This is a genomic window from Tessaracoccus lapidicaptus (assembly GCF_001693815.1).
GTDB lineage: Bacteria > Actinomycetota > Actinomycetes > Propionibacteriales > Propionibacteriaceae > Arachnia > Arachnia lapidicapta.
This window is the reverse complement of record NZ_MBQD01000001.1, coordinates 41,189-60,405: the sequence shown is the minus strand read 5'-3', so window position 1 is coordinate 60,405 and position 19,217 is coordinate 41,189. Positions and strand designations below refer to the sequence as shown.

Sequence of the window (19,217 nt, the reverse complement as noted above, 5' to 3'; positions counted from 1 at the left end):
ACCTTAGTACCCACCCAGTGCGCTGTGGGCGGGGCCCCCATGCATTGACTACGACAAATCCCTTCCCAGTGACCCTCCGGCCATGACACGATCATCGTCGATACGTTTCGACAATCTCTGGAGGATTCATGCAACGACGCAGATCACCCCTGGCACGCTGGCTCGCGCTCGCGGTCGCCGTCGTCCTGGGGGTGGGGCTGGGGCCGAGCGCCCAGGCCGCCCCGCCGCCCGACCCGGACCCGGTTCCGACGGCGCTGGGCGCCGAGCGGATCGTGGCCGACATGCAGCCCGGCTGGAACCTGGGCAACACGCTCGACGCCGTCGGCGCCGACGAGACCGCCTGGGGCAACCCCCGCGTCACCCCGGAGCTGCTCCGCGCGGTGCGCGCCGAGGGCTTCCGCAGCATCCGGATCCCGGTCACGTGGGGGCAGCACGACGGCGGGGCCCCGGACCACACCATCGACCCCGCCGTGCTGGACCGCGTCGCTGAGGTGGTCGACCTCGCGCTCGACGCCGGCCTGACCGTGCTCCTCAACCTGCACCACGACTCCTGGATGTGGCTCAACCAGTACCCGACTCAGCCCGAGGCCAAGGACCGGTTCCTGGCGCTGTGGCGGCAGATCGCCGACCGCTTCCGCGACTACCCCCGCACGCTCCTGCTGGAGAGCATCAACGAGCCGCAGTTCGCCGGCGTCGACGACGCACGCGCCTACGAGCTGCTCAACGACCTCAACATGGCCTTCGTCGACGAGGTGCGGGCCAGCGGCGGCGGCAACGCGCAGCGCGTCCTGGTGCTCCCCACGCTCCACACGGATGCGGGGCAGGCACGCCTGGACGCGCTGGTTGACACGCTCGATGAGCTCGACGACGACAACATCGCCGCCACCTTCCACTACTACGGCTACTGGCCGTTCAGCGTGAACGTCGCGGGCGGATACCGCTTCGACGACACCGCCCGCGCCGACATGCTCGGCGCGTTCGACCGCGTGAAGACCTCCTTGGTCGACCGTGGCGTCCCGGTCATCCTGGGGGAGTACGGACTGCTCGGGTTCGACCGGCACACCGGCACCATCGAGCAGGGGGAGAAGCTCCGGTTCTTCGAACTGTTCGGCTGGCTCGCCAGGACGCACGACGTGACGACCATGTGGTGGGACAACGGTCAGCATCTCGACCGCGTCGCCCACACCTGGCGCGATCCGCAGCTCTTCGACCACATCGCCACCAGCTGGACGACCCGCTCCGGCACCGCGACCACCGACCAGCTGTTCGTGCGGCAGGGCTCACCCGCGGACCAGACCGTCACCCTGGAACCGCACGGCCACGAGTTCACCGGTGTATGGCTCGACGGCCGCCGGCTCAAGCGCTCGGACGACTACACGCTCGACGGCGACCAGCTCACGCTGCACGGGTCGCTCCTCGCCGCCCTGGCTGGCTCCGGGGACTACGGCGTTCGCGCGGCGCTGGAGGTGGGCTTCAGCCGCGGCGTCCCGTGGACCGTCCAGGTGATCCGCGCCGACGCCCCCGTCCTGTCCGCCGCCGCGACTGCCGACCCGGCCGACGGCTTCGCCATCCCCACCCGGTTCAACGGCGACCGGTTGGCCACGATGGAGGCGGTGTACCCCGACGGCGCCTTCGCCGGACCGCACAGCTGGACCTCCTACAAGGAGTTCGACGCCGCGTTCGCCCCCGACGAGGCCGGCGACCGCATCCTGCTGCGGCCGGCGTTCCTCGCCGAACTCGCCCAGCCGTCGACGGTCCTGCTCACGTTCCACTTCTGGAGCGGCGAGCGGGTCGCCTACACGCTCGAGGTGGGCGAGGGCGGCGTCGTCGGCACGCCAGGTCACCCCGCCGCGTGACACACTGTCCGGGTGCCGTCGTCGCGTGCGGCGGGGCACCCGGGCCCCTCGGGCCCCGGCGTTTTGACCGGCCGCCTCCCGGAACGTAAGCTAGGCAGCTGTTGCGCGCGTGAATCGACCCTGCCTCGGCACGGCCGGCGGGCAACCCCCATCAGTTTCCAAACCGAATGGAAGTGGGATTGTGTCCACGTACACCCCAAAGCCGGGCGAAATCGCCCGCAACTGGCACGTCATCGATGCCGAGAACGTGATCCTGGGCCGCCTGGCCGTCCAGGTCGCGAACCTCCTGCGCGGCAAGCACAAGCCGCAGTTCGCGCCGCATGTCGACACGGGTGACTTCGTCATCGTCATCAACGCGTCCAAGATCGCTCTCTCCGGGAGCAAGCGCACCGACTCCATGCGCTACACGCACTCCGGCCGCCCGGGTGGCCTCCGCACCGTCGCCATCGGCGAACTGCTGGAGCGGGACCCGCGCCGCGCCGTCGAGCGCGCCGTGTGGGGCATGCTCCCGAAGAACAAGCTCAGCCGCCAGATGCTGAGCAAGCTCAAGGTCTACGCGGGCCCCGAGCACCCCCACGCTGCCCAGCAGCCGCAGCCCTTCGAGATCACCCAGATCGCCCAGTGAGCGAGAGCGAGACGCATCCCATGAGCCAGACTGACATCGACGAGACCGTCGCCGAGGAGATCACGCCCTTCGTCGACGACGAGAACCGCGAGATCGCCTACCGTTCCGACGCCAACCCCGCCGCCGCGGCCGGGTCGGACGTCCGCCCCGCCGTCGTCGCCCCCGGCGCGGCCACCGGCCGCCGCAAGGAGGCCATCGCCCGCGTCCGCATCGTGCCGGGCTCCGGCACCTGGACCATCAACGGCCGCACCCTCGAGGACTACTTCCCGAACAAGGTGCATCAGCAGCTGGTGAGCGACCCGTTCACCACGGCCGGTGTCGCGGGGTCCTACGACGTCATCGCCCGCATCCACGGCGGCGGCATCACCGGCCAGGCCGGTGCGCTGCGGCTCGGCGTGGCCCGCGCCCTCAACGAGGTCGACGCCGAAGCGTCGCGCCCCGCGCTGAAGAAGGCCGGCATGCTGACCCGTGACGCCCGCATCAAGGAGCGCAAGAAGGCCGGTCTCAAGAAGGCCCGCAAGGCTCCTCAGTACAGCAAGCGCTGACCTCAGCCGCTGCACGCGCCCGTCCCGCACCGCGGGGCGGGCGCGTCCGCGTTCCGGGCGCGAGCCGTGCGGGGATTCGCTCACCGTCTCTGCGCGACGGTATTGTCACCTGCGTGGCACGACTCTTTGGCACCGACGGCGTCCGTGGCGTCGCGAACAGCGAACTGACCGCCGAGCTGGCGCTCGACCTCTCGGTCGCGGCGGCGCACATCCTGGGGGAGGCCGGCGCGTTCGCCGGGCACCGCCCCCTGGCGGTCGTCGGCCGTGACCCTCGGGCCAGCGGCGAGTTCCTCGAGGCCGCCGTCGTGGCCGGGCTCGCGTCGGCCGGCATCGACGTCGTGCGGTTGGGTGTCCTGCCCACGCCGGGCGTGGCGTTCCTCGTCAACGAGCTGGACGCCGACCTCGGCGTCATGATCTCCGCCTCGCACAACCCCATGCCCGACAACGGGATCAAGTTCTTCTCCAAGGGCGGCGTCAAGCTCGACGACTACCTCGAGGACGCCATCGAGGCCCGTATGGGCGAGACCTGGACGCGCCCGACGGGGTCCGCCGTGGGCCGCATCCGCAACGACCTGGGCGCCGTCGAGGCCTACGTCGCCCACCTGGTGGGGTCGCTGGGCGAGGACGCCTCGCTGCAGGGCCTCAAGATCGTCATCGACTGCGCCAACGGTGCGGCGTCGACCACCGCCCTCGAGGCGTTCGCGGCCCAGGGCGCTCAGATCATCCCGATCCACGCGGAGCCGGACGGCCTCAACATCAACGACAACTGCGGCTCCACCCACATGGGGGATCTCATCGCGCGCGTCCGGTCCGAGGGCGCCGACATGGGTATCGCGCTCGACGGCGACGCCGACCGCTGCCTCGCGGTGGACCACGAGGGCACCGTCGTCGACGGCGACCACATCCTCGCCATCCTCGCCGTCGCGATGAAGGACGAACACCGGCTCCACTCCGACACGCTCGTCGCCACCGTCATGAGCAACCTGGGTCTCATCAACGCGATGCGCGAGCACGGGATCCGGGTCGACCAGACGAAGGTGGGCGACCGCTACGTCCTGGAGTCGATGAACGCCAACGGCTTCGCACTGGGCGGCGAGCAGTCCGGCCACGTCATCATCGCCGAGTTCGCCAACACGGGTGACGGCACCCTCACGGGCCTGCACCTCGCGGCCCGGATGGTGGCCACCGGCAAGTCGCTGAAGGAACTCGCTTCCATCATGACGGTGCTGCCCCAGGTGATCATCAATGTCCGCGGCGTCGACAAGCTGCGCGCCGGCATCGACAACCACGTGCAGCGGGCCGTCGCGGCCGCCGCCCGGGAACTCGGCGACACCGGCCGCGTCCTGCTGCGCCCCTCCGGCACCGAGCCCGTGGTCCGCGTCATGGTCGAGGCGCCCACGGACGAGCAGGCCCGGCGCATTGCCGACGACCTGGCCGAGACGGTGCGCACGCGTCTCGCGCTCTGAGGCACGACGGGACCCCGCCCGAGTATCCTGGGGCGCACCCAACTGGATAAGGACGCCCGATGCTCGCTGACCCTGCCGACCAACGCACGCTGCTCACGCTCGCGGACCTCGACACCGAGGTGGCCCGGGTGCAGCACGCCGCCAGGTCGCTGCCGCAGCACAAGACCATCGCCGAGCTGATGGCAGCCCGGCAGCAGCTGACCGACGAGCTGGTGGCGTCGGTGACCGACGTCGACGACCTGCAGGTGGCGGTGACGAAGGCGGAGGCGGACCTGACGCCCGTCCGGGCGCGGCTCGAGCGCGACGAGAAGCGGATCAACGACGGCTCCGTCAGCGACGGCAAGATCCTGCGCTCCCTCCAGGAGGAGGTCGAGCACCTCAAGCGTCGCATCGGCGACCTCGAGGACAGCGAGCTGGAGCTCATGGGGCGCCTGGAGGACGCGACGGCGCACCGCGACCGCATCGCGGTCCGCAAGCGCGAGATCGAGGAGAAGCTCCGCGCCGCCGTCGCCGAGCGCGACACCGCGGTGACCAAGCTCAGCCAGGAAGCGAAGGACCTCACCGCCACGCGGGCCCCCATCGCCGCCCGCGTCCCCGCCGCGCTGCTCACGCTGTACGAGAAGCTGCGGGCCTCCTCCGGCCTCGGCGCGGCCGCGCTCAAGCAGGGCCGCTGTGGCGGATGCCAGCTGCAGCTGACCGTCTCGGATCTCGACACCTACCGCCGCGCCGCCGCCAACCAGGTGTTGCGCTGCGTCGAGTGCGACCGGATCCTTGTCCGCACGCCGGAGTCCGGCCTCTGATGCCGTCACCGCACCTCGACATTCACGACATCCCGGCCGAGGTGCGGGAGGGCCTGCTCCTGCTGCAACGCCGGCTCGAGATCCCGCGGGCCTTCTCTGCCGAGGTCGAGGCGGAGGCGGCCCGAGCCGCCGAACTTCCGCCGTCGGGGCACGCGGACCTCACCGACGTCGAGTTCGTGACGATCGACCCGCCCACCTCCACCGATCTGGACCAGGTCGTGCAGATCGAACGCGACGGAGACGGCTACCTCGTGCGCTACGCCATCTCCGACGTCGCGCACTTCGTGCGTCCCGGCACCGCCTTGGAGGCCGAGACCCACCGCCGGGGCCAGACGCTGTACGCACCCGGCGCCCGCGTCCCGCTGCATCCATCGGTCCTGGCCGAGGGCGCGGCGTCGCTGCTCGCCGACGGCCGTCCGCGCCCCGCGATGGTGTGGGAGCACCGGCTGGATCGCGATGGGCATCCGCGGGAGGTGTCGCTGACCCGGGGGATGGTGCTCAGCCGCGCCAAGCTCAACTATGAGGGGGTGCAGCGCGACGTCGACGCGGGCACGGCCCACCCGAGTGTCGCGCTGCTGCCCGAGGTGGGCAGGCTGCGCCGGGAGATCGAGATCGCCCGTGGGGGCGTGTCCCTGGATCTGCCCGAGCAGGAGATCGAGGCGCACAGCGGCGGCTGGACGCTGGAGTTCCGGTCCCTGGTGCCGGTGGAGAACCACAACGCCCAGATCTCGCTCCTGACCGGCTTCGCCGCGGCCGACATCATGCTCCGCGGGCGCGTGGGCATCGTCCGGACGCTGCCGCCCGCGGAGGAGTGGTCGCTGGAGAAGCTGCGGCGCTCGGTGCGGGCCCTCGGCGTCGACTGGCCGCGCGGGATGGACTACCCGGAGTTCGTGCGGTCGCTGTCGCCCGACGACCCCCGCGAGCTGGCGGCGCTGACGCGCGGCACCATGCTGTTCCGGGGCGCCGGATACGTGGCCTTCGACGGCGAGCTGCCCGCCGGCAACCTCGAGCACTCCGCCCTGGCAGCCCCCTACGCGCACACGACCGCTCCGCTGCGTCGGCTCGTCGACCGCTATGTCCTGGAGGTCTGCCATGCCCTCCTCAACGACCTCGAGGTGCCGGAGTGGGCGCGGGCCGGGCTCCCCGCGCTGCCCGACGAGATGGCCGACTCCGGGCGCACCGCCCGCGCCTACGAGAACGGGGTGCTCGACCTGGCCGAGGCGCTCGTACTCAAGGATCAGGTCGGGCGGATCTTCACCGGCGTCGTCACCGACGTCCACCCCAAGACCGGCATCGGCACCGTGCAGGTGCCAGACCCCGCCGTCGAGCTGCGGGTGGCGGCCGAGCGGGCTGAGGTCGGCTCGGAGATCCGGGTCCGCATCGACGCGGTCGACGTCCCGGCCGGGAAGGTCGCCCTCTCGCGGCCGTGACGGTCGCGGTGTCAGGTTCTGCCGGGTACTCCCGGCGAAACCTGACACGGGAGGTCCCGGGGGCGCCGCCGACACGTGGCAGCCGGCCCGGGCCAGCCGCGTGATCGGAGTGCCTGTGCCACCTGAAGGGCGACCTCGCAGGGAGCCCGTTCGACGGCGTACCAGCCGTAGCGCAGCGTGATCAGTCCGTCGACGAGCAGGTGCTCGTTGTCGCGCATCATGTCCTTGGACCACACCGAGTGGTCCCGCATCCCGTCGAGCTCGATCACGAGCGATTCACGGTCATACAGAACGTCGACTCGTCCAGCGCTCCTCTGTACCTGGCGATCCGGCACGGGGAGGTGGTGAGGGGTCAACACTCGCTGCTGGAATCGCCACTCCAACGCACTCTCAATGCCCCGGGCAGCGGCTGAGCAGAGCAACCTGAGGGTAGCCGAGTGGCGGACCCGATGGCGCCCATCCAGCTCGGCCAACAGCCGCGGGCCCGTCGTGCGACCAAGGGCGAGCGCGCCCGTGACGGCCGCAACGGCCTCGTCTTCTGTCGAGTGGTCCGAGATGTCCAACAGGGATTCCTCGAGAGTGGTCCGAGGAAGATGGCCGCGCCCCGTACGGACCCCTCGAAGGAATCGCACCTGGAACTCACCGACGGTGAGGTCATCATGCCGGTGGCGCGCCCACACCCTCAGGACGCCGGGGGCGTCACGCATGGCTCCGTGGAGATACGCCGCCCCCTCAGCGCCGAGCACCGCCGAGCTGCCGCCGCGCAGCAGGCCCGCCCACGCCGCCGACTCCCAGGCGGCCGGACCCGTCAGGTACAGCCCGTTGCCGACCCGCTGCCAGTCCCGGGCGAGCCGGGCGAGGCCGTGCCGGGTAATGCCGTGCGCCTCGAGCTGCCGCGTCGTGAGCACGCCCGCCTGAGCGGCGGCCAGTCGCCGGAGGGCGGGGGTGACTGTCTGCGCGTGACGCATGGACTGAGTCTCGCCGTCGAGTGATCGTCGGACCAGGGCGCAGCACCGCCCGGACAACACAGGCCTCCGATCGGACAACACGGGGTCACTCAGTGTCAGGTTCTGCCGGGTAGTCTCGGCGAAACCTGACACGGGAGGCGGGAGTGGTGGACGAGTCGGCCGGTAAGCCGGATTCTGTCGACGGATGATCATCTATCTGAGGCCCGCCGTTGCCGACGGGCTCATGCGACCTACCCGGGCGCCTCGCGCGAGCAGCGCTCGATCGGCGTCCGCGGCCGGTCCGAAGACCGGCCTTCTTGGTCTTGCTCCGAGTGGGGTTTACCGAGCCGCCCCAGTCACCTGGAGCGCTGGTGGTCTCTTACACCACCGTTTCACCCTTACCTGTCGCCAGGCGGTCTGTTTTCTGTGGCACTGTCCCGCGGGTCACCCCGGGTGGGCGTTACCCACCACCCTGCTCTGTGGAGTCCGGACTTTCCTCAGCCACCGAAGTGGCCGCGATCATCTGGCCGACTCGTCCGCCCCCCATGGTACCGGCTGTCGCGCCGGCCCGCCGCCCCGCCGCCGGGCGCTAGGGTTACGGGCGTGACCGTCCCGACCGAAGGCCCGAGCGTCGGCATCAGCGCCGTCGTCGACGCCGTGGAGCGGCTCGGCGCCGACGGGCTGGCCGCCGCCCGCACCGAGCTGGTCCGGCTCGTCGAGGACGAGGGCATCCGATACGGCGGCGAGGGCGGGCGCCACTGGTCGATCGACCCGCTGCCCCTGCTGCTGCAAGCGGAGGAGTGGGCCACCCTGGAGGCGGGGCTGGCCCAGCGGGCGCGCCTGCTGGACCTGGTGCTGGGCGACCTCTACGGCGAGCAGCGCCTCCTCAGCTCCGGCGCCGTCCCGGCCGAGGCCGTGTGGGGCCATCCCGGGTTCCTCCACCGTGCCGCGGGCGTCCCGGCGCCCGGCGAGGGCTGGCTCCCGCTGCTGGCGACCGACGTCGGCCGCGACGCCGCGACGGGCACGTGGCTCGTCCTCGCCGACCGTGCCGACGCGCCCGCCGGCGTCGGCTACGCCATGGCGACCCGGCGCCTCACCACCCGCGTCATGGCCGACCTGCACCACGACGCGCCTCCCGCGCGGATGCGCTCGTTCTTCTCGGCGATGCGGGCCGGCGTCCAGCAGGCCGCACCCCGCACGGACCACACGCCGCGCGGCGTGCTGCTCTGGTCCGGCGCCGCCGACGAGACGGCCTACGAGCAGGGCTTCCTCGCCACGCTCCTGGGCTACACCCTCGTCGAGGCCGAAGACCTGCTAGTCCGCGACGGACAGGTGTGGCTCACGTCTGCCGAGGGTCGCGCGCTGGTCGACGTCATCCTGCGCCGCGTGCCGTCGGATCTGGCCGACCCCCTCGAGTTCCGCAGCGACTCCCAGCTGGGCGTTGCGGGCCTGCTCGAGGCCGCGCGGCTGGGCACGGTGGCCACGCTCAACCCGCTGGGCAGCGGCGTGGTGGAGAACCCGGCCCTGCTGGGGCTGCTGCCCGCCCTGGCGCCGCAGCTGCTGGGTGAGGACCTCGCGCTGGCCACCCCGGAGACGTGGTGGTGCGGCGATCCGGCCCAGCGCAGCCATGTGCTGACGCACCTCGACTCCCTCGTGATCAAACCCATCAACCGCGACCGCGCCCCGAGCCGCGCCGGCTGGGAACTCGACGCCGCCGGCCGCGACGCCGTCCGCGCCCGGATCGCCGCCGAGCCGTGGGCCTGGTGCGGCCAGGCGCCGGTCGAGCTCTCGACCGAGCCCGTCGTCGGCGACCACGGCCTCGAGCCGCGCCGCGTCGTCGTGCGCACCTTCGGTGCCCGCGTCGACGGCGAGCACGTGTTCCTGCCCGGCGGGCTGGCCCGTGCGGCCCGCGGCCCGGACTTCCGCATCGCGTCGGCCGACGGCGCCCTCGCCAAGGACGTGTGGGTCCTCGACCCGGCGGAGGCGCAGGAGACGTGGGCGCGCACGTTCGACGGCGGCGGCGCCGTGGTGCAGCGCGTCCAGGCTCCCGCGCCACGCGTGGCCGACAACCTCGTGTGGTTCGGGCGCTACGCCGAGCGGGCAGACGGCACCGCCCGCCTGCTCCGGGTCGCCGCCGACCTCGCCCAGGACCACGGGCGCCGGCCGGGGTCGCGGGGGGCGCAGACCCTCGCCGCCATGCTCGACGCCGGCGAGCGTCTGACGGGGCTCGAGCTGTCCAGCGGCGACGTCACCGCCGCCCTGACCCACCTCCGGCACGCGATGTCGCGGACGGCCACCACCGGGACGGTCGCGCACTCCGTGCGCCGCCTCGTCGACGCGGCCAACCAGGTCCCGGACATCATGTCGGGCGACGTGTGGCACGTGCTCAGCCGGCTGGAGCGGCTCGTGGCCGGCGCCCCCCGCCGCCACGACCTCGCCGGGGTGCTGGGCGACGTCGTCACGCAGACCCTCGCCGTCGCGGGCATCAACGCCGAGAGCCTCACCCGTGACGTCACGTGGGCCTTCGTCGACGCCGGCACCCGGCTGGAGCGCGCGCAGCGGACCGTCGCGCTGGTCCAGCACGCGTTCGGGGTGTCCCGGGCGCTCGTCGTCGAGAACCAGGTGGCCGAGTCGCTGCTCGCCGCCTGCGAGTCGGCCATCACGTACCGCCGCCGTGCGGCATCGGGCGAGGCACATGACCGCCCGGCGGTGGCGGCCGCCCAACTGCTCTTGGCCGACCGCACCAACCCCAGGTCCGCCGCCTACCAGATGGACCGGCTCGCCGAGGACCTGGGCCTGGTGGGCGACGACGAGCTCGCGACGCGCGCGGACGAGCTGGCCTGGGGACTGGCCGCCTCCGACCTGGAGGAGCTCTTCGCCGGCCCGCGGGACCGCGTCGTGGACGCCGCCGTCGTCTGGCAGGCGGCACTGCGCGACCTGGCCGACGCCCTGCACCGCCGGCACCTCACCCGGTCGGCCCCGCGGCGCGCGACGCTGTCGGACTGGTGGTCGGGCCCGGCGGAGGAGCACTGATGCAGAAAACCCAGCACCTCGGCCCACGCCGCTACTTCGTCAAGCACCGCACCAGCTACGAGTACCCGGAGCCGGTGACGCAGTGCTACGAGCGTGGATTCCTCACCCCCCGCGACACGCCGTCACAGCAGGTCCGCGCCGAGGGGCTGCGCGTCACGCCCGGCCCTCTGCTGCACACCCGGCACGTGGACCGGTTCGGCAACGAGTCGCACTTCCTGGAGATCCACTACCCCCACACGCACCTGGAGGTGGTGAAGGAGGCCGTCGTCGACGTGTCCTGGCCGGAGGTCGACATGGCGGCCCTGGACCGGTGGACTCTTCAGGCGGCGTCGCGGGCACTCGCCGACACGGCGGCGTTCCGCCTGGACCGGGCGATGTTCGGGCTGCCCTCGCGCATGGCGCGGGTCGCGGACGCCGGCGGGCTGGCCGCCTACGCCGAGACCGTCGTCGCCCCGGACCTCGGGTTCGGCGCGGCGCTGGCGGAGCTGACCGCCGGCATCCGGCGGGACTTCGCCTACCGTCCGGGCGTCACGTCGGTGCGCACCACCGTCGACGAGCTGCTCCAGCTGCGCGCCGGCGTCTGCCAGGACTTCACGCACGTCGCGCTGGCGGTGCTGCGGTGGCTGGGTATCCCTGCCCGCTACGTCTCGGGGTACATCGAGACGGTCCCGGCGCCCGGCACCGAGAAGCTGGAGGGCGCCGACGCCTCGCACGCCTGGCTGTCGGCCCTGGCGCCCGACGGCACCTGGGTGGACATCGACCCGACCAACGGCCAGTTCGCCGACTCCCGCTACATCGTCACCGCCTGGGGCCGCGACTACGCCGACGTGTCGCCGCTGCGCGGCGTCATCGTGACCGAGGCCGCGACGTCCCGGCTCAGCGTCGGGGTCGACGTCGTCGCGATGGACGGCGACGAGGTCCCTCAGGTGAGCGTGACGAAGCTGAACCTGTCGTCGTAGGGCAGGTCGCCGTCGACGGAGGCGTCCACGGCGAGGCGCGTCAGCCGCGTGCGGCCGCCCAGGGTGGTCATGAACGCCGTGTCGGCGGCGTCGCGGCCGGTGCAGATGCGCACCATGGGCTGCCGCGGCGCGAGACCCGTGGCGTCGAGCAGATACCAGCGCCCGTCGTGGTACGCCTCCGCGACGGCGTGGAAGTCCATGGGCCGCAGGCCCGGCGCGTAGACCGAGACGAGCCGGGCGGGCATGTTGAGGCCGCGGAGGAACGCGACCACGAGGTGCGCGGAGTCGCGGCACACGCCGGCGCGGCTCAGGTATGTCTCGAGGGCGCCGTCGACGACCCGGCTCGATCCGGGCCGGTAGGTGACCTTGGTGCGCACCCACTGCGTCACTGCGCTCATCAACTCGTAGCCGGTGAGCCCCGCGAAGTGGGTGTGACTGAGGTTGGCGAGCCGGTCGGAGTCGCAGTAGCGCGACGGGCGGGTGTAGAGGATCTCGTCGATGCCCTGGATCTCCGCCTCCGGCGAGGGGGACGCGACCGTGGCCCGGTAGTCGACGTGCAGCGTGCCGACCGGAGCCTCGCGGATGCGGTGCAGCCGGCTGCCGGACGGGGCGATGAGCTCCTCGGCCTCGACCTCGCGGTCCCCGACGCGGAAGGTCAGCTCCTCCTCGATGTCCGGGTAGTCGCTGCTCACCGCGACCGAGAACACGAGGTGCGCCGGTGCGCTGACCTCCACCTCGAGGCGGCTGGAGGCGTGACGGACGGTCACTCGGCGGTGCCCGGCAGCGTCAGGATCTCCGCGCCGTCGTCGGTGACGACGATGGTGTGCTCCCACTGCGCGACCCGCGACTTGTCGGTGGTCACCACCGTCCAGTCGTCGTCCCAGACGTCGGTCTCGTGCGTGCCGAGGGTGAGCATCGGCTCGATGGTGAACGTCATGCCGGGCTGCATGACGGTGGTCATCCGCGGCTCGTCGTAGTGCAGCACCACGAGGCCGGAGTGGAAGACGCTGTGGACGCCGTGGCCGGTGTAGTCGCGCACGACGCCGTAGCCGAAGCGCTTGGCGTAGGACTCGATGACGCGCCCGATCACCGAGATGGGGCGCCCGGGCCGGACGGCCTTGATGGCGCGGTTGAGGGACTCGAGCGTGCGCTCGGTCAGGAGCCGCGACTCCTCGTCGACGTCGCCGCAGTAGAACGTGCCGCAGTTATCGCCGTGGACGCCGTCCTTGTACGCGGTCACGTCGATCTTGACCAGGTCGCCGTCCTCGAGCCGGCGCAGGTCGGGGATGCCGTGGCACACGACCTCGTTGACCGACGTGCAGATCGACTTGGGGAAGCCGCGGTAGCCCAGCGCCGACGGGTAGGCGCCGTGGTCGAGCATGTACTCGTGCGCGACGGCGTCGAGCTCGTCCGTCGTGACGCCCGGGGCGATGGCCTTGGCCGCCTCGTACATGGCCTCCGACGCGATGCGCCCGGCGACCCGCATCTTCTCGATGGTCTCGGCCGTCTGCACGTCCGAGCCGGTGTAGCGCTTGGGCGCCGGCCGCCCGACGTACTCGGGGCGCGGGATGCTCCGCGGCACGTCGCGCAGCGGGGTGATGGGGTGCGGGGTCACGAGGCTCACGATCCGCCAGTCTACTGGCGCGGGCTCAGCCGTCGAAGCGCAGCGACGCCAGGGACCGGTCCACCTCGCGCTGGTTCTCCTCGTGCCCGATGGTCACGCACGAGACGTAGACGGCGAAGCGGTCCTCGTCGTCGGTGGGCACGATGATGATGTCGACGACGTCGCCCTCAATGCCGTTGTGGCGCTGGTTGTTGACGTAGATGTTCGACGTGAGGCGCCAGCCGATGCGGTCGGACACCACGTAGTCCTGGTTGATGAGGATCTCGCGCCGCTCGAAGCCGAAGAACATGCCCGACGACGCCATGCAGGTGACGAACTGCTCGGCGGCCACGCTCATCACGGGGGAGAAGCCGTCGGAGACCTTGATATAGCCGACGTTGACGTTGCTCATCCAGCCCGGCGCGATGTCGCGGATCATGCCGTTGGAGTCGTGCAGCCACGCGATCCAGGCGGGGGAGTCCACCCAGCCCCGGCCGTCGGGCGGCTCGATCGACAGGCCGCCGCCGTGCAGGCGGCCGTCGACGATCTCGCTGCGCGGGTCCTGCAGGGTGGAGGGGCACTCGATGGGCTCCCCGAAGCCGCTCTCCACCGGTTCGGGGGTGGGCGTCTCTGAGGTTTCGAGTTCGTTCCACTGCGTGCCGGTCGGGCGGGCGGACCGCGGGTCCTCGGGCGTGGCGGCGAACGGGTTGGCGCCGCGCGGGAAGAGGATCATGGCTCCGACGACGGTGGCCACGACGAGCAGGGCGACGACGAGCCACGTCGTCATGCCGCGGCCCTGCCGCGGCGGGTCGTCGACCCAGCGTCGGCCGTCCCAGTAGCGCCGACCCTGGGGCGCCGTCGGATCCGCGTACCACCCCGGCTCTGCCATGCGTTCCATCGTAGGTGCTCGCCGGGGCCCCTTCGACCGCGCCCCGGCGCCCGCCACGCGCGGTTGAAGCATGGGACGACATGCGGAAACGGCGGAGTGCGGGCAGACTGGGGGCATGGATAGGCAGACTGAGTTCGTCCTTCGCTCGATGGAGGAACGCGGCATCCGTTTCGTGCGGCTCTGGTTCACCGACGTGCTGGGGTCGCTGAAGTCGGTCGCCATCGCGCCCGCCGAGGTGGAGGGCGCCATCGCGGAGGGCGTGGGCTTCGACGGCTCGGCGATTGAGGGGTTCGCGCGTGTCTACGAATCGGACATGGTCGCCCACCCGGACCCGTCGACCTTCCAGGTGCTGCCGTGGCGGCAGTCCGGCCGGTCGACCGCCCGGATGCTGTGCGACATCAAGCTGCCGGACGGGTCGCCCAGCTTCGCCGACCCGCGGTTCGTGCTCAAGCGGGCCCTGCAGAAGGCCGGCTCCATGGGCTTCACGTTCTACATCCACCCCGAGATCGAGTTCTTCCTGCTGCGCTCCCTCATGCCGCCGGTCCCGCTGGACGAGGGCGGCTACTTCGACCACACGACGCTGGGCGACGGCACTGACTTCCGTCGCGACGCCATCACGATGCTGGAGCAGATGGGCATCTCGGTGGAGTTCAGCCACCACGAGGCGGCGCCCGGCCAGCATGAGATCGACCTGCGCTACGCCGACGCGCTGACGATGGCGGACAACGTCATGACCTTCCGGGTGGTGATCCGCGAGGTGGCGGTGAGCCAGGGCATCCACGCCTCCTTCATGCCCAAGCCCTTCTCGGAGCACCCGGGCTCGGGCATGCACACGCACATGTCGCTGTTCGAGGGCGACACCAACGCCTTCTACGACGCCACCGACGAGTACAACCTGTCGAAGACCGCCAAGCAGTTCATCGCCGGCCTGCTGCGGCACGCTCCGGAGATCACGGCCGTCACCAACCAGTGGGTCAACTCGTACAAGCGGCTCATCGGCGGCGGCGAGGCCCCGTCGTACGCCTGCTGGGGGCGCGCCAACCGGTCGGCGCTCATCCGCATCCCGCAGTTCACGCCCGGCAAGACGTCGTCGGCGCGCATCGAGTACCGGGCCGTGGACGCCGCTGTCAATCCGTACCTCGCGTATGCCGTCATGCTCAACGCGGGCCTCAAGGGCATCGAGGAGGAGTACCCGCTGCCGGAGGAGACCGAGGACGACGTGTGGCGCCTCACCGACCGTGAGCGGCAGGCCATCGGCATCCGGGAGCTGCCGCGGAACCTCGACGAGGCCCTGCGCCTCATGGAGGAGAGCGAGCTGGTCGCCGAGACGCTGGGCGAGCACGTGTTCGAGTACTTCCTGCGCAACAAGCACGAGGAGTTCGCGGCCTACCGCAAGCAGGTCACGCCCTGGGAGCTGGACCGGCACATCCGCGTGATGTGACCGGCCGCGCCCGCCGGGCGGCTGGCCGGGCGGAGGTCAGAGCGGGAAGGCGCGGGCGGCCTCGGCTGCGTGCGCGCCCGACGCGTTGATCCGGGCGTCGCCCCAGGAGAGCCGGCCGGTGGCCAGCCCGACGAACGTCTCCGGCGACATCTCCACGACGTTGGGCGGAGTGCCGCGCGTGTGCACCGGTCCGGTGCCGAAGCCGATCTGCACCGCGGCGTACGGCGGGACGCGCACCTCGATCGTCGGACCCGGGTGGCGTTCGCCCAGCAGGCCGCAGCCGGCGCGGCAGACCGCGGCGAGCAGTTCGCGGGGCAGCGGCTCGGCATCGGCGGCCGCGCGCAGCAGCAGGCGCGTGAGGTTCGGGCGGCGTCGGGCGAGTTCGGCGTCGAGCGCCGGGTCCGCGGCGCCGAGGCGTTCCCGGAGCGCGGCGACGACGGCTGGGGTGGGCTTGAACATGGCCGCCCCAGGATATCCGCCCCTGCCGGGTGCCGCCCGTGGCTAGTCTGGGCCGGTGAGCAGGTACCAGTCGCAGACGGGGGAGTTCGCCCGCCGCGGCTTCGACTCGGCCACGGCCAGCGCCGCGATCTGGGAGAAGTGGCAGCGGCGCATCGACGGTGACCCGCCGCTCGACCTGGCCATCTTCGAACCCGTCGCAGACCGGGACCTGGCGCTGGACTCCCTGGAGCGCATCTCGTCGGCGGACCCCGCGCTCTTCGACCGCATCGCGGCCGACCCCGCCTGGCTGGGTCGGGTCGTGCTGGTGCTCGGCGGCTCGTCCGTGCTGGCGCAGACGCTGGTGCGCCACCCGGAGGAGGCCGAGATCCTCCGCGAGGAGCCGGGACCGCGCGGCCGCGACGGGTGGCTGGACTTCTTCACCGCGCGCGTCGAACCTGTCGACGGTGTCGCCTCCGGCAACGGCGACGCCCTGCGCCTGGCCAACCGCGTCGCGCTCATCGCCATCGCCGCCCGCGACCTCGGTGCCCCGGACCCGCTCGCCGTCGCCGACGACATCGCGCGCGAGCTGGCCCACGTCGCCGACGCCGTACTCGAGCTGTCGCTGGCGTACGCCCGCGCCGAGGTCCCCGGATGGGAGAAGGCCCGACTCGCCGTCCTGGCGCTGGGCAAGACAGGCGCCGAGGAGCTCAACTACATCTCCGACGTCGACGTGCTCTACGTTGCCGAGCCGGCCGACGGCGCGGACGCGGAGGAGGCGGTCACCGTCGCCACCCGCCTCGCCGCAGCCCAGGCTCGGCTCTGCTCCGCCCACACCGCGGAGGGCACGATCTGGCAGGTCGACTCTGCGCTGCGCCCCGAGGGAAAGGCCGGTCCGCTGGTCCGCACGCTGGCGAGCTGCCGCGCCTACTACGAGCGGTGGGCGAAGAACTGGGAGTTCCAGGCCATGCTGAAGGCGCGGCCGGCAGCCGGAGACCTGGCCCTCGGCCAGGCGTTCGTCGACCTCGTCTGGCCCATGGTGTGGCAGGCGGGGGAGCGGCCGGAGTTCCTGGCCGAGGTCCGCGCGATGCGCGAGCGCGTCATCTCCCTCATCCCCGCCAAGCAGGCCGAGGTCGAGATCAAGCTCGGCTCGGGTGGGCTCCGCGACACCGAGTTCTCCGTGCAACTGCTGCAGCTCGTGCACGGCCGCGCCGACGAACGGCTCCGCGTGCGGGGGACGTTCTCGGGGCTGCGGGCGCTGGTGGGCAGCGGCTACATCGGCCGCGCCGACGGCGCCGAGATGGCCGACGCCTACCGCTTCCAGCGAGCGCTGGAGCACCGCGTCCAGCTGCGACGGCTGCGGCGCACGCACCTCGTGCCCGACGACGAGACGGCGCTGAGCCACGTGGCCAGGTCGCTGGGCTTGACGTCGGACGAGCTGCGGGCCCGGTGGCGCGACTCCACGCGTCGCGTGCGCCGGCTGCAGCAGCGCATCTTCTTCTCGCCGCTGCTCGACGCCGTCAGCCACGTCCCCGCCGAGGGGCTGCGGCTGACGCCGGAGGCCGCGACCACCCGCATGCACGCGCTGGGCTTCGCGGACCCGCAGGCGGCGCTGGGGCACATCCAGTCCCTCATTCGAGGCACCGACCGTCGCGCCGAGATCCAGCGGCAGCTGTTGCCGGCGATGCTGGAGTGGTTCGCCGAGGGGCCGAACCCCGACTTCGGCCTGCTGGCGTTCCGGCAGCTGTCCGAGGCGCTGGGCACCACGTCGTGGTACCTGCGGACGCTGCGCGACGAGGGCTACATGGCGCACCGGCTGGCGCGCATCGCGTCGACGAGCCGCTACGTCGTCGACCTGCTCAAGCGCAACCCCGACCACATCCAGATGCTGGCGGGCAACGACGACCTGCGCCCCCGCACCGCCGAGGAGCTGACGGAGGCCATGACGCGGGCGGCCGCCCGCCAGGACGACCCGGACAAGGCCGTCGCGTCCGTGCGGGCGCTGCGCCGGGCGGAGCTGTGCCGGATCGCGCTCAGCGACGTGCTGGGGCTGGCCGACCTGGCCGCCGTCGGCACGGCCCTGAGTGACCTGGCGTCGGCCACCGTCGACGCCGGGTTGCAGGTCGCGCGGCGGCGCGTCACCGCGCCCGAGGTGGGGGTCATCGCGCTGGGCCGGTGGGGCGGCCGCGAGATGGGGTACGCCTCCGACGCGGACTGCATGTTCGTCGTCGCCGACGGCACGGAGGGGGAGGACCTGACGCGCGCGACGGAGCTGATCCGCTACGCCACCGAGATCATCGGCAAGCCCGGACCGGACCCGGCGCTGGTCATCGACACGGACCTGCGCCCCGAGGGCAAGGGCGGCCCCCAGGCGCGGACGGTGTCGTCGTACGCGGCGTACTACGGGAAGTGGGCCTCCACCTGGGAGGCGCAGATGCTGCTGCGGGCGCGGCCCGGGGCGGGGGACCGGGCGCTCGCCGAGGCGGTCCTCGACGCCGTCGAGGGGTTCCGCTATCCCGAGGGTGGCCTCACCCGGGAGCAGGTGGGCGAGATCCGGAGGCTGAAGTCGCGGATGGAGACCGAGCGCATCCCCAAGGGTGTGCCGCGCGAACGGCATCTGAAGCTCGGGCCGGGAGGGTTGTCGGACGTCGAGTGGACCGTGCAGCTGCTGCAGCTGCGGCACGCCTACGATCACCCCGGGCTACGGACGACGTCGACGCTGCCGGCGCTGCGGCTGCTGGCGCAGCTCGAACTCCTGCCGCAGGGCCAGGCTGTGCGTCTCGAGGAGGCGTGGGTCCGGGCCAGCTCCCTGCGCGACGCCATCATGCTCGTGCGCGGCCGCGCCGGGGACGCGCTGCCCGCGGACTTCCGTGAGCTCGCCGCGATCTCCGTGCTGCTGGGGTACGGACCAGGGGAGGCCTCCCGGCTCCTCGACGACACCCGCCGCCTCCTGCGCCGAGCGGGCGACGTCGTCGACGCCGTGTTCTGGAAGGGCTGAGCGGGGCCGCCGCGGCCGGGTGCTAGGATCGCCGCAAACGTGTTCCGGGGTCGGTGAAAGTCCGAACCGGCGGTGATAGTCCGCGACCCCCGCGGCCCGCATGGGCCAACGGGTTGACTCGGTGAAATTCCGAGACCGACAGTCAAAGTCTGGATGGGAGGCAACACGCTTGCGCGACGGCGCGCGCACT

At 72.1% G+C, this 19,217-nt stretch carries 15 protein-coding genes, 1 other RNA gene and 1 riboswitch; of the genes, 10 read left to right on the top strand and 6 right to left on the bottom strand.

Annotated elements, in window-relative coordinates; translation table 11 throughout:
• Positions 1-128: 128 nt before the first annotated feature.
• From BCR15_RS00275 to BCR15_RS00250, 6 genes are all read left to right on the top strand, one after another.
• Positions 129-1,856 carry a cellulase family glycosylhydrolase gene (locus BCR15_RS00275; protein ID WP_068749437.1) on the top strand — a complete coding sequence of 576 codons (1,728 nt, stop codon included), beginning with the start codon at positions 129-131 and terminating at the stop codon, positions 1,854-1,856.
• Between the two features lie 181 nt (positions 1,857-2,037).
• Positions 2,038-2,481 carry a 50S ribosomal protein L13 gene (rplM, locus tag BCR15_RS00270; protein ID WP_068749436.1) on the top strand — a complete coding sequence of 148 codons (444 nt, stop codon included), beginning with the start codon at positions 2,038-2,040 and terminating at the stop codon, positions 2,479-2,481.
• A gap of 20 nt (positions 2,482-2,501) precedes the next feature.
• Complete coding sequence (gene rpsI, locus BCR15_RS00265) at positions 2,502-3,026, top strand: 30S ribosomal protein S9 (protein WP_068749435.1); 525 nt, start codon at positions 2,502-2,504, stop codon at positions 3,024-3,026.
• A gap of 113 nt (positions 3,027-3,139) precedes the next feature.
• On the top strand, positions 3,140-4,492 hold the full coding sequence (gene glmM, locus BCR15_RS00260) for a phosphoglucosamine mutase (protein WP_068749434.1): 1,353 nt from the start codon (positions 3,140-3,142) through the stop codon (positions 4,490-4,492).
• Between the two features lie 59 nt (positions 4,493-4,551).
• On the top strand, positions 4,552-5,292 hold the full coding sequence (locus tag BCR15_RS00255) for a zinc ribbon domain-containing protein (protein ID WP_068749433.1): 741 nt from the start codon (positions 4,552-4,554) through the stop codon (positions 5,290-5,292).
• On the top strand, positions 5,292-6,722 hold the full coding sequence (locus BCR15_RS00250; protein WP_068749432.1) for an RNB domain-containing ribonuclease: 1,431 nt from the start codon (positions 5,292-5,294) through the stop codon (positions 6,720-6,722). Before BCR15_RS00255 ends, BCR15_RS00250 begins: the two co-directional genes overlap by 1 nt.
• Before the next feature lie 11 nt (positions 6,723-6,733).
• Here the strand turns inward: BCR15_RS00250 and BCR15_RS00245 are convergent, their stop codons facing one another.
• Both BCR15_RS00245 and rnpB read right to left on the bottom strand, forming a co-directional pair.
• Positions 6,734-7,690, bottom strand: coding sequence for a type IV toxin-antitoxin system AbiEi family antitoxin domain-containing protein (locus BCR15_RS00245; protein ID WP_068749431.1), 957 nt, complete (start codon positions 7,688-7,690; stop codon positions 6,734-6,736).
• Positions 7,691-7,837: 147 nt separating this feature from the next.
• Positions 7,838-8,204, bottom strand: an RNA gene (gene rnpB, locus BCR15_RS00240) — RNase P RNA component class A.
• 68 nt (positions 8,205-8,272) lie between these two features.
• Here rnpB and BCR15_RS14505 point away from each other — a divergent pair.
• Both BCR15_RS14505 and BCR15_RS00230 read left to right on the top strand, forming a co-directional pair.
• Positions 8,273-10,702, top strand: coding sequence for a circularly permuted type 2 ATP-grasp protein (locus BCR15_RS14505; protein ID WP_068749430.1), 2,430 nt, complete (start codon positions 8,273-8,275; stop codon positions 10,700-10,702).
• The gene (locus BCR15_RS00230; RefSeq protein WP_068749429.1) at positions 10,702-11,661 is read left to right on the top strand and encodes a transglutaminase family protein; all 960 of its coding nucleotides are present in this window, start codon (positions 10,702-10,704) and stop codon (positions 11,659-11,661) included. Before BCR15_RS14505 ends, BCR15_RS00230 begins: the two co-directional genes overlap by 1 nt.
• Here the strand turns inward: BCR15_RS00230 and BCR15_RS00225 are convergent.
• From BCR15_RS00225 to BCR15_RS00215, 3 genes are read right to left on the bottom strand one after another with little or no spacing between them, the layout of a single operon-like run.
• Complete coding sequence (locus BCR15_RS00225) at positions 11,625-12,428, bottom strand: transglutaminase-like domain-containing protein (RefSeq protein ID WP_068749428.1); 804 nt, start codon at positions 12,426-12,428, stop codon at positions 11,625-11,627. The two genes, BCR15_RS00230 and BCR15_RS00225, sit on opposite strands and share 37 nt — an antisense overlap.
• Entirely contained in the window at positions 12,425-13,285 is an 861-nt protein-coding gene (gene map / locus BCR15_RS00220; protein WP_078920193.1) for a type I methionyl aminopeptidase, read from the bottom strand. Before map ends, BCR15_RS00225 begins: the two co-directional genes overlap by 4 nt.
• Positions 13,286-13,310: 25 nt before the next feature.
• A complete protein-coding gene (locus BCR15_RS00215) occupies positions 13,311-14,153 on the bottom strand; it encodes a DUF2510 domain-containing protein (protein WP_068749427.1) in 843 nt (280 codons plus the stop codon).
• A 148-nt stretch (positions 14,154-14,301) separates the two neighbouring features.
• Between BCR15_RS00215 and BCR15_RS00210 the strand changes: the two genes are divergently transcribed.
• Positions 14,302-15,594 carry a glutamine synthetase family protein gene (locus BCR15_RS00210; protein ID WP_068749426.1) on the top strand — a complete coding sequence of 431 codons (1,293 nt, stop codon included), beginning with the start codon at positions 14,302-14,304 and terminating at the stop codon, positions 15,592-15,594.
• A 36-nt stretch (positions 15,595-15,630) separates the two neighbouring features.
• On the opposite strand, the gene BCR15_RS14805 is transcribed toward BCR15_RS00210, so the two are convergent.
• Positions 15,631-16,053, bottom strand: a complete 423-nt coding sequence (locus tag BCR15_RS14805; protein WP_068749425.1) for a sterol carrier family protein — start codon at positions 16,051-16,053, stop codon at positions 15,631-15,633.
• Between the two features lie 55 nt (positions 16,054-16,108).
• On the opposite strand from BCR15_RS14805, the gene BCR15_RS00200 reads away from it, so the two are divergent.
• Entirely contained in the window at positions 16,109-19,027 is a 2,919-nt protein-coding gene (locus BCR15_RS00200; RefSeq protein ID WP_068749424.1) for a bifunctional [glutamine synthetase] adenylyltransferase/[glutamine synthetase]-adenylyl-L-tyrosine phosphorylase, read from the top strand.
• Between the two features lie 35 nt (positions 19,028-19,062).
• Positions 19,063-19,198: riboswitch (FMN riboswitch) on the top strand.
• Positions 19,199-19,217: the final 19 nt, after the last annotated feature.

What these genes read in the sequence shown, in the direction of transcription:
- BCR15_RS00215 (WP_068749427.1), bottom strand. Translation starts at nt 14,153, where the DNA reads ATGGCAGAGCCGGGGTGGTACGCGGATCCGACGGCGCCCCAGGGTCGG.
- BCR15_RS00245 (WP_068749431.1), bottom strand. Translation starts at nt 7,690, where the DNA reads ATGCGTCACGCGCAGACAGTCACCCCCGCCCTCCGGCGACTGGCCGCC.
- rpsI (WP_068749435.1), top strand. Translation starts at nt 2,502, where the DNA reads ATGAGCCAGACTGACATCGACGAGACCGTCGCCGAGGAGATCACGCCC.
- BCR15_RS00250 (WP_068749432.1), top strand. Translation starts at nt 5,292, where the DNA reads ATGCCGTCACCGCACCTCGACATTCACGACATCCCGGCCGAGGTGCGG.
- BCR15_RS00255 (WP_068749433.1), top strand. Translation starts at nt 4,552, where the DNA reads ATGCTCGCTGACCCTGCCGACCAACGCACGCTGCTCACGCTCGCGGAC.
- BCR15_RS00230 (WP_068749429.1), top strand. Translation starts at nt 10,702, where the DNA reads ATGCAGAAAACCCAGCACCTCGGCCCACGCCGCTACTTCGTCAAGCAC.
- BCR15_RS00275 (WP_068749437.1), top strand. Translation starts at nt 129, where the DNA reads ATGCAACGACGCAGATCACCCCTGGCACGCTGGCTCGCGCTCGCGGTC.
- BCR15_RS00210 (WP_068749426.1), top strand. Translation starts at nt 14,302, where the DNA reads ATGGAGGAACGCGGCATCCGTTTCGTGCGGCTCTGGTTCACCGACGTG.
- BCR15_RS14805 (WP_068749425.1), bottom strand. Translation starts at nt 16,053, where the DNA reads ATGTTCAAGCCCACCCCAGCCGTCGTCGCCGCGCTCCGGGAACGCCTC.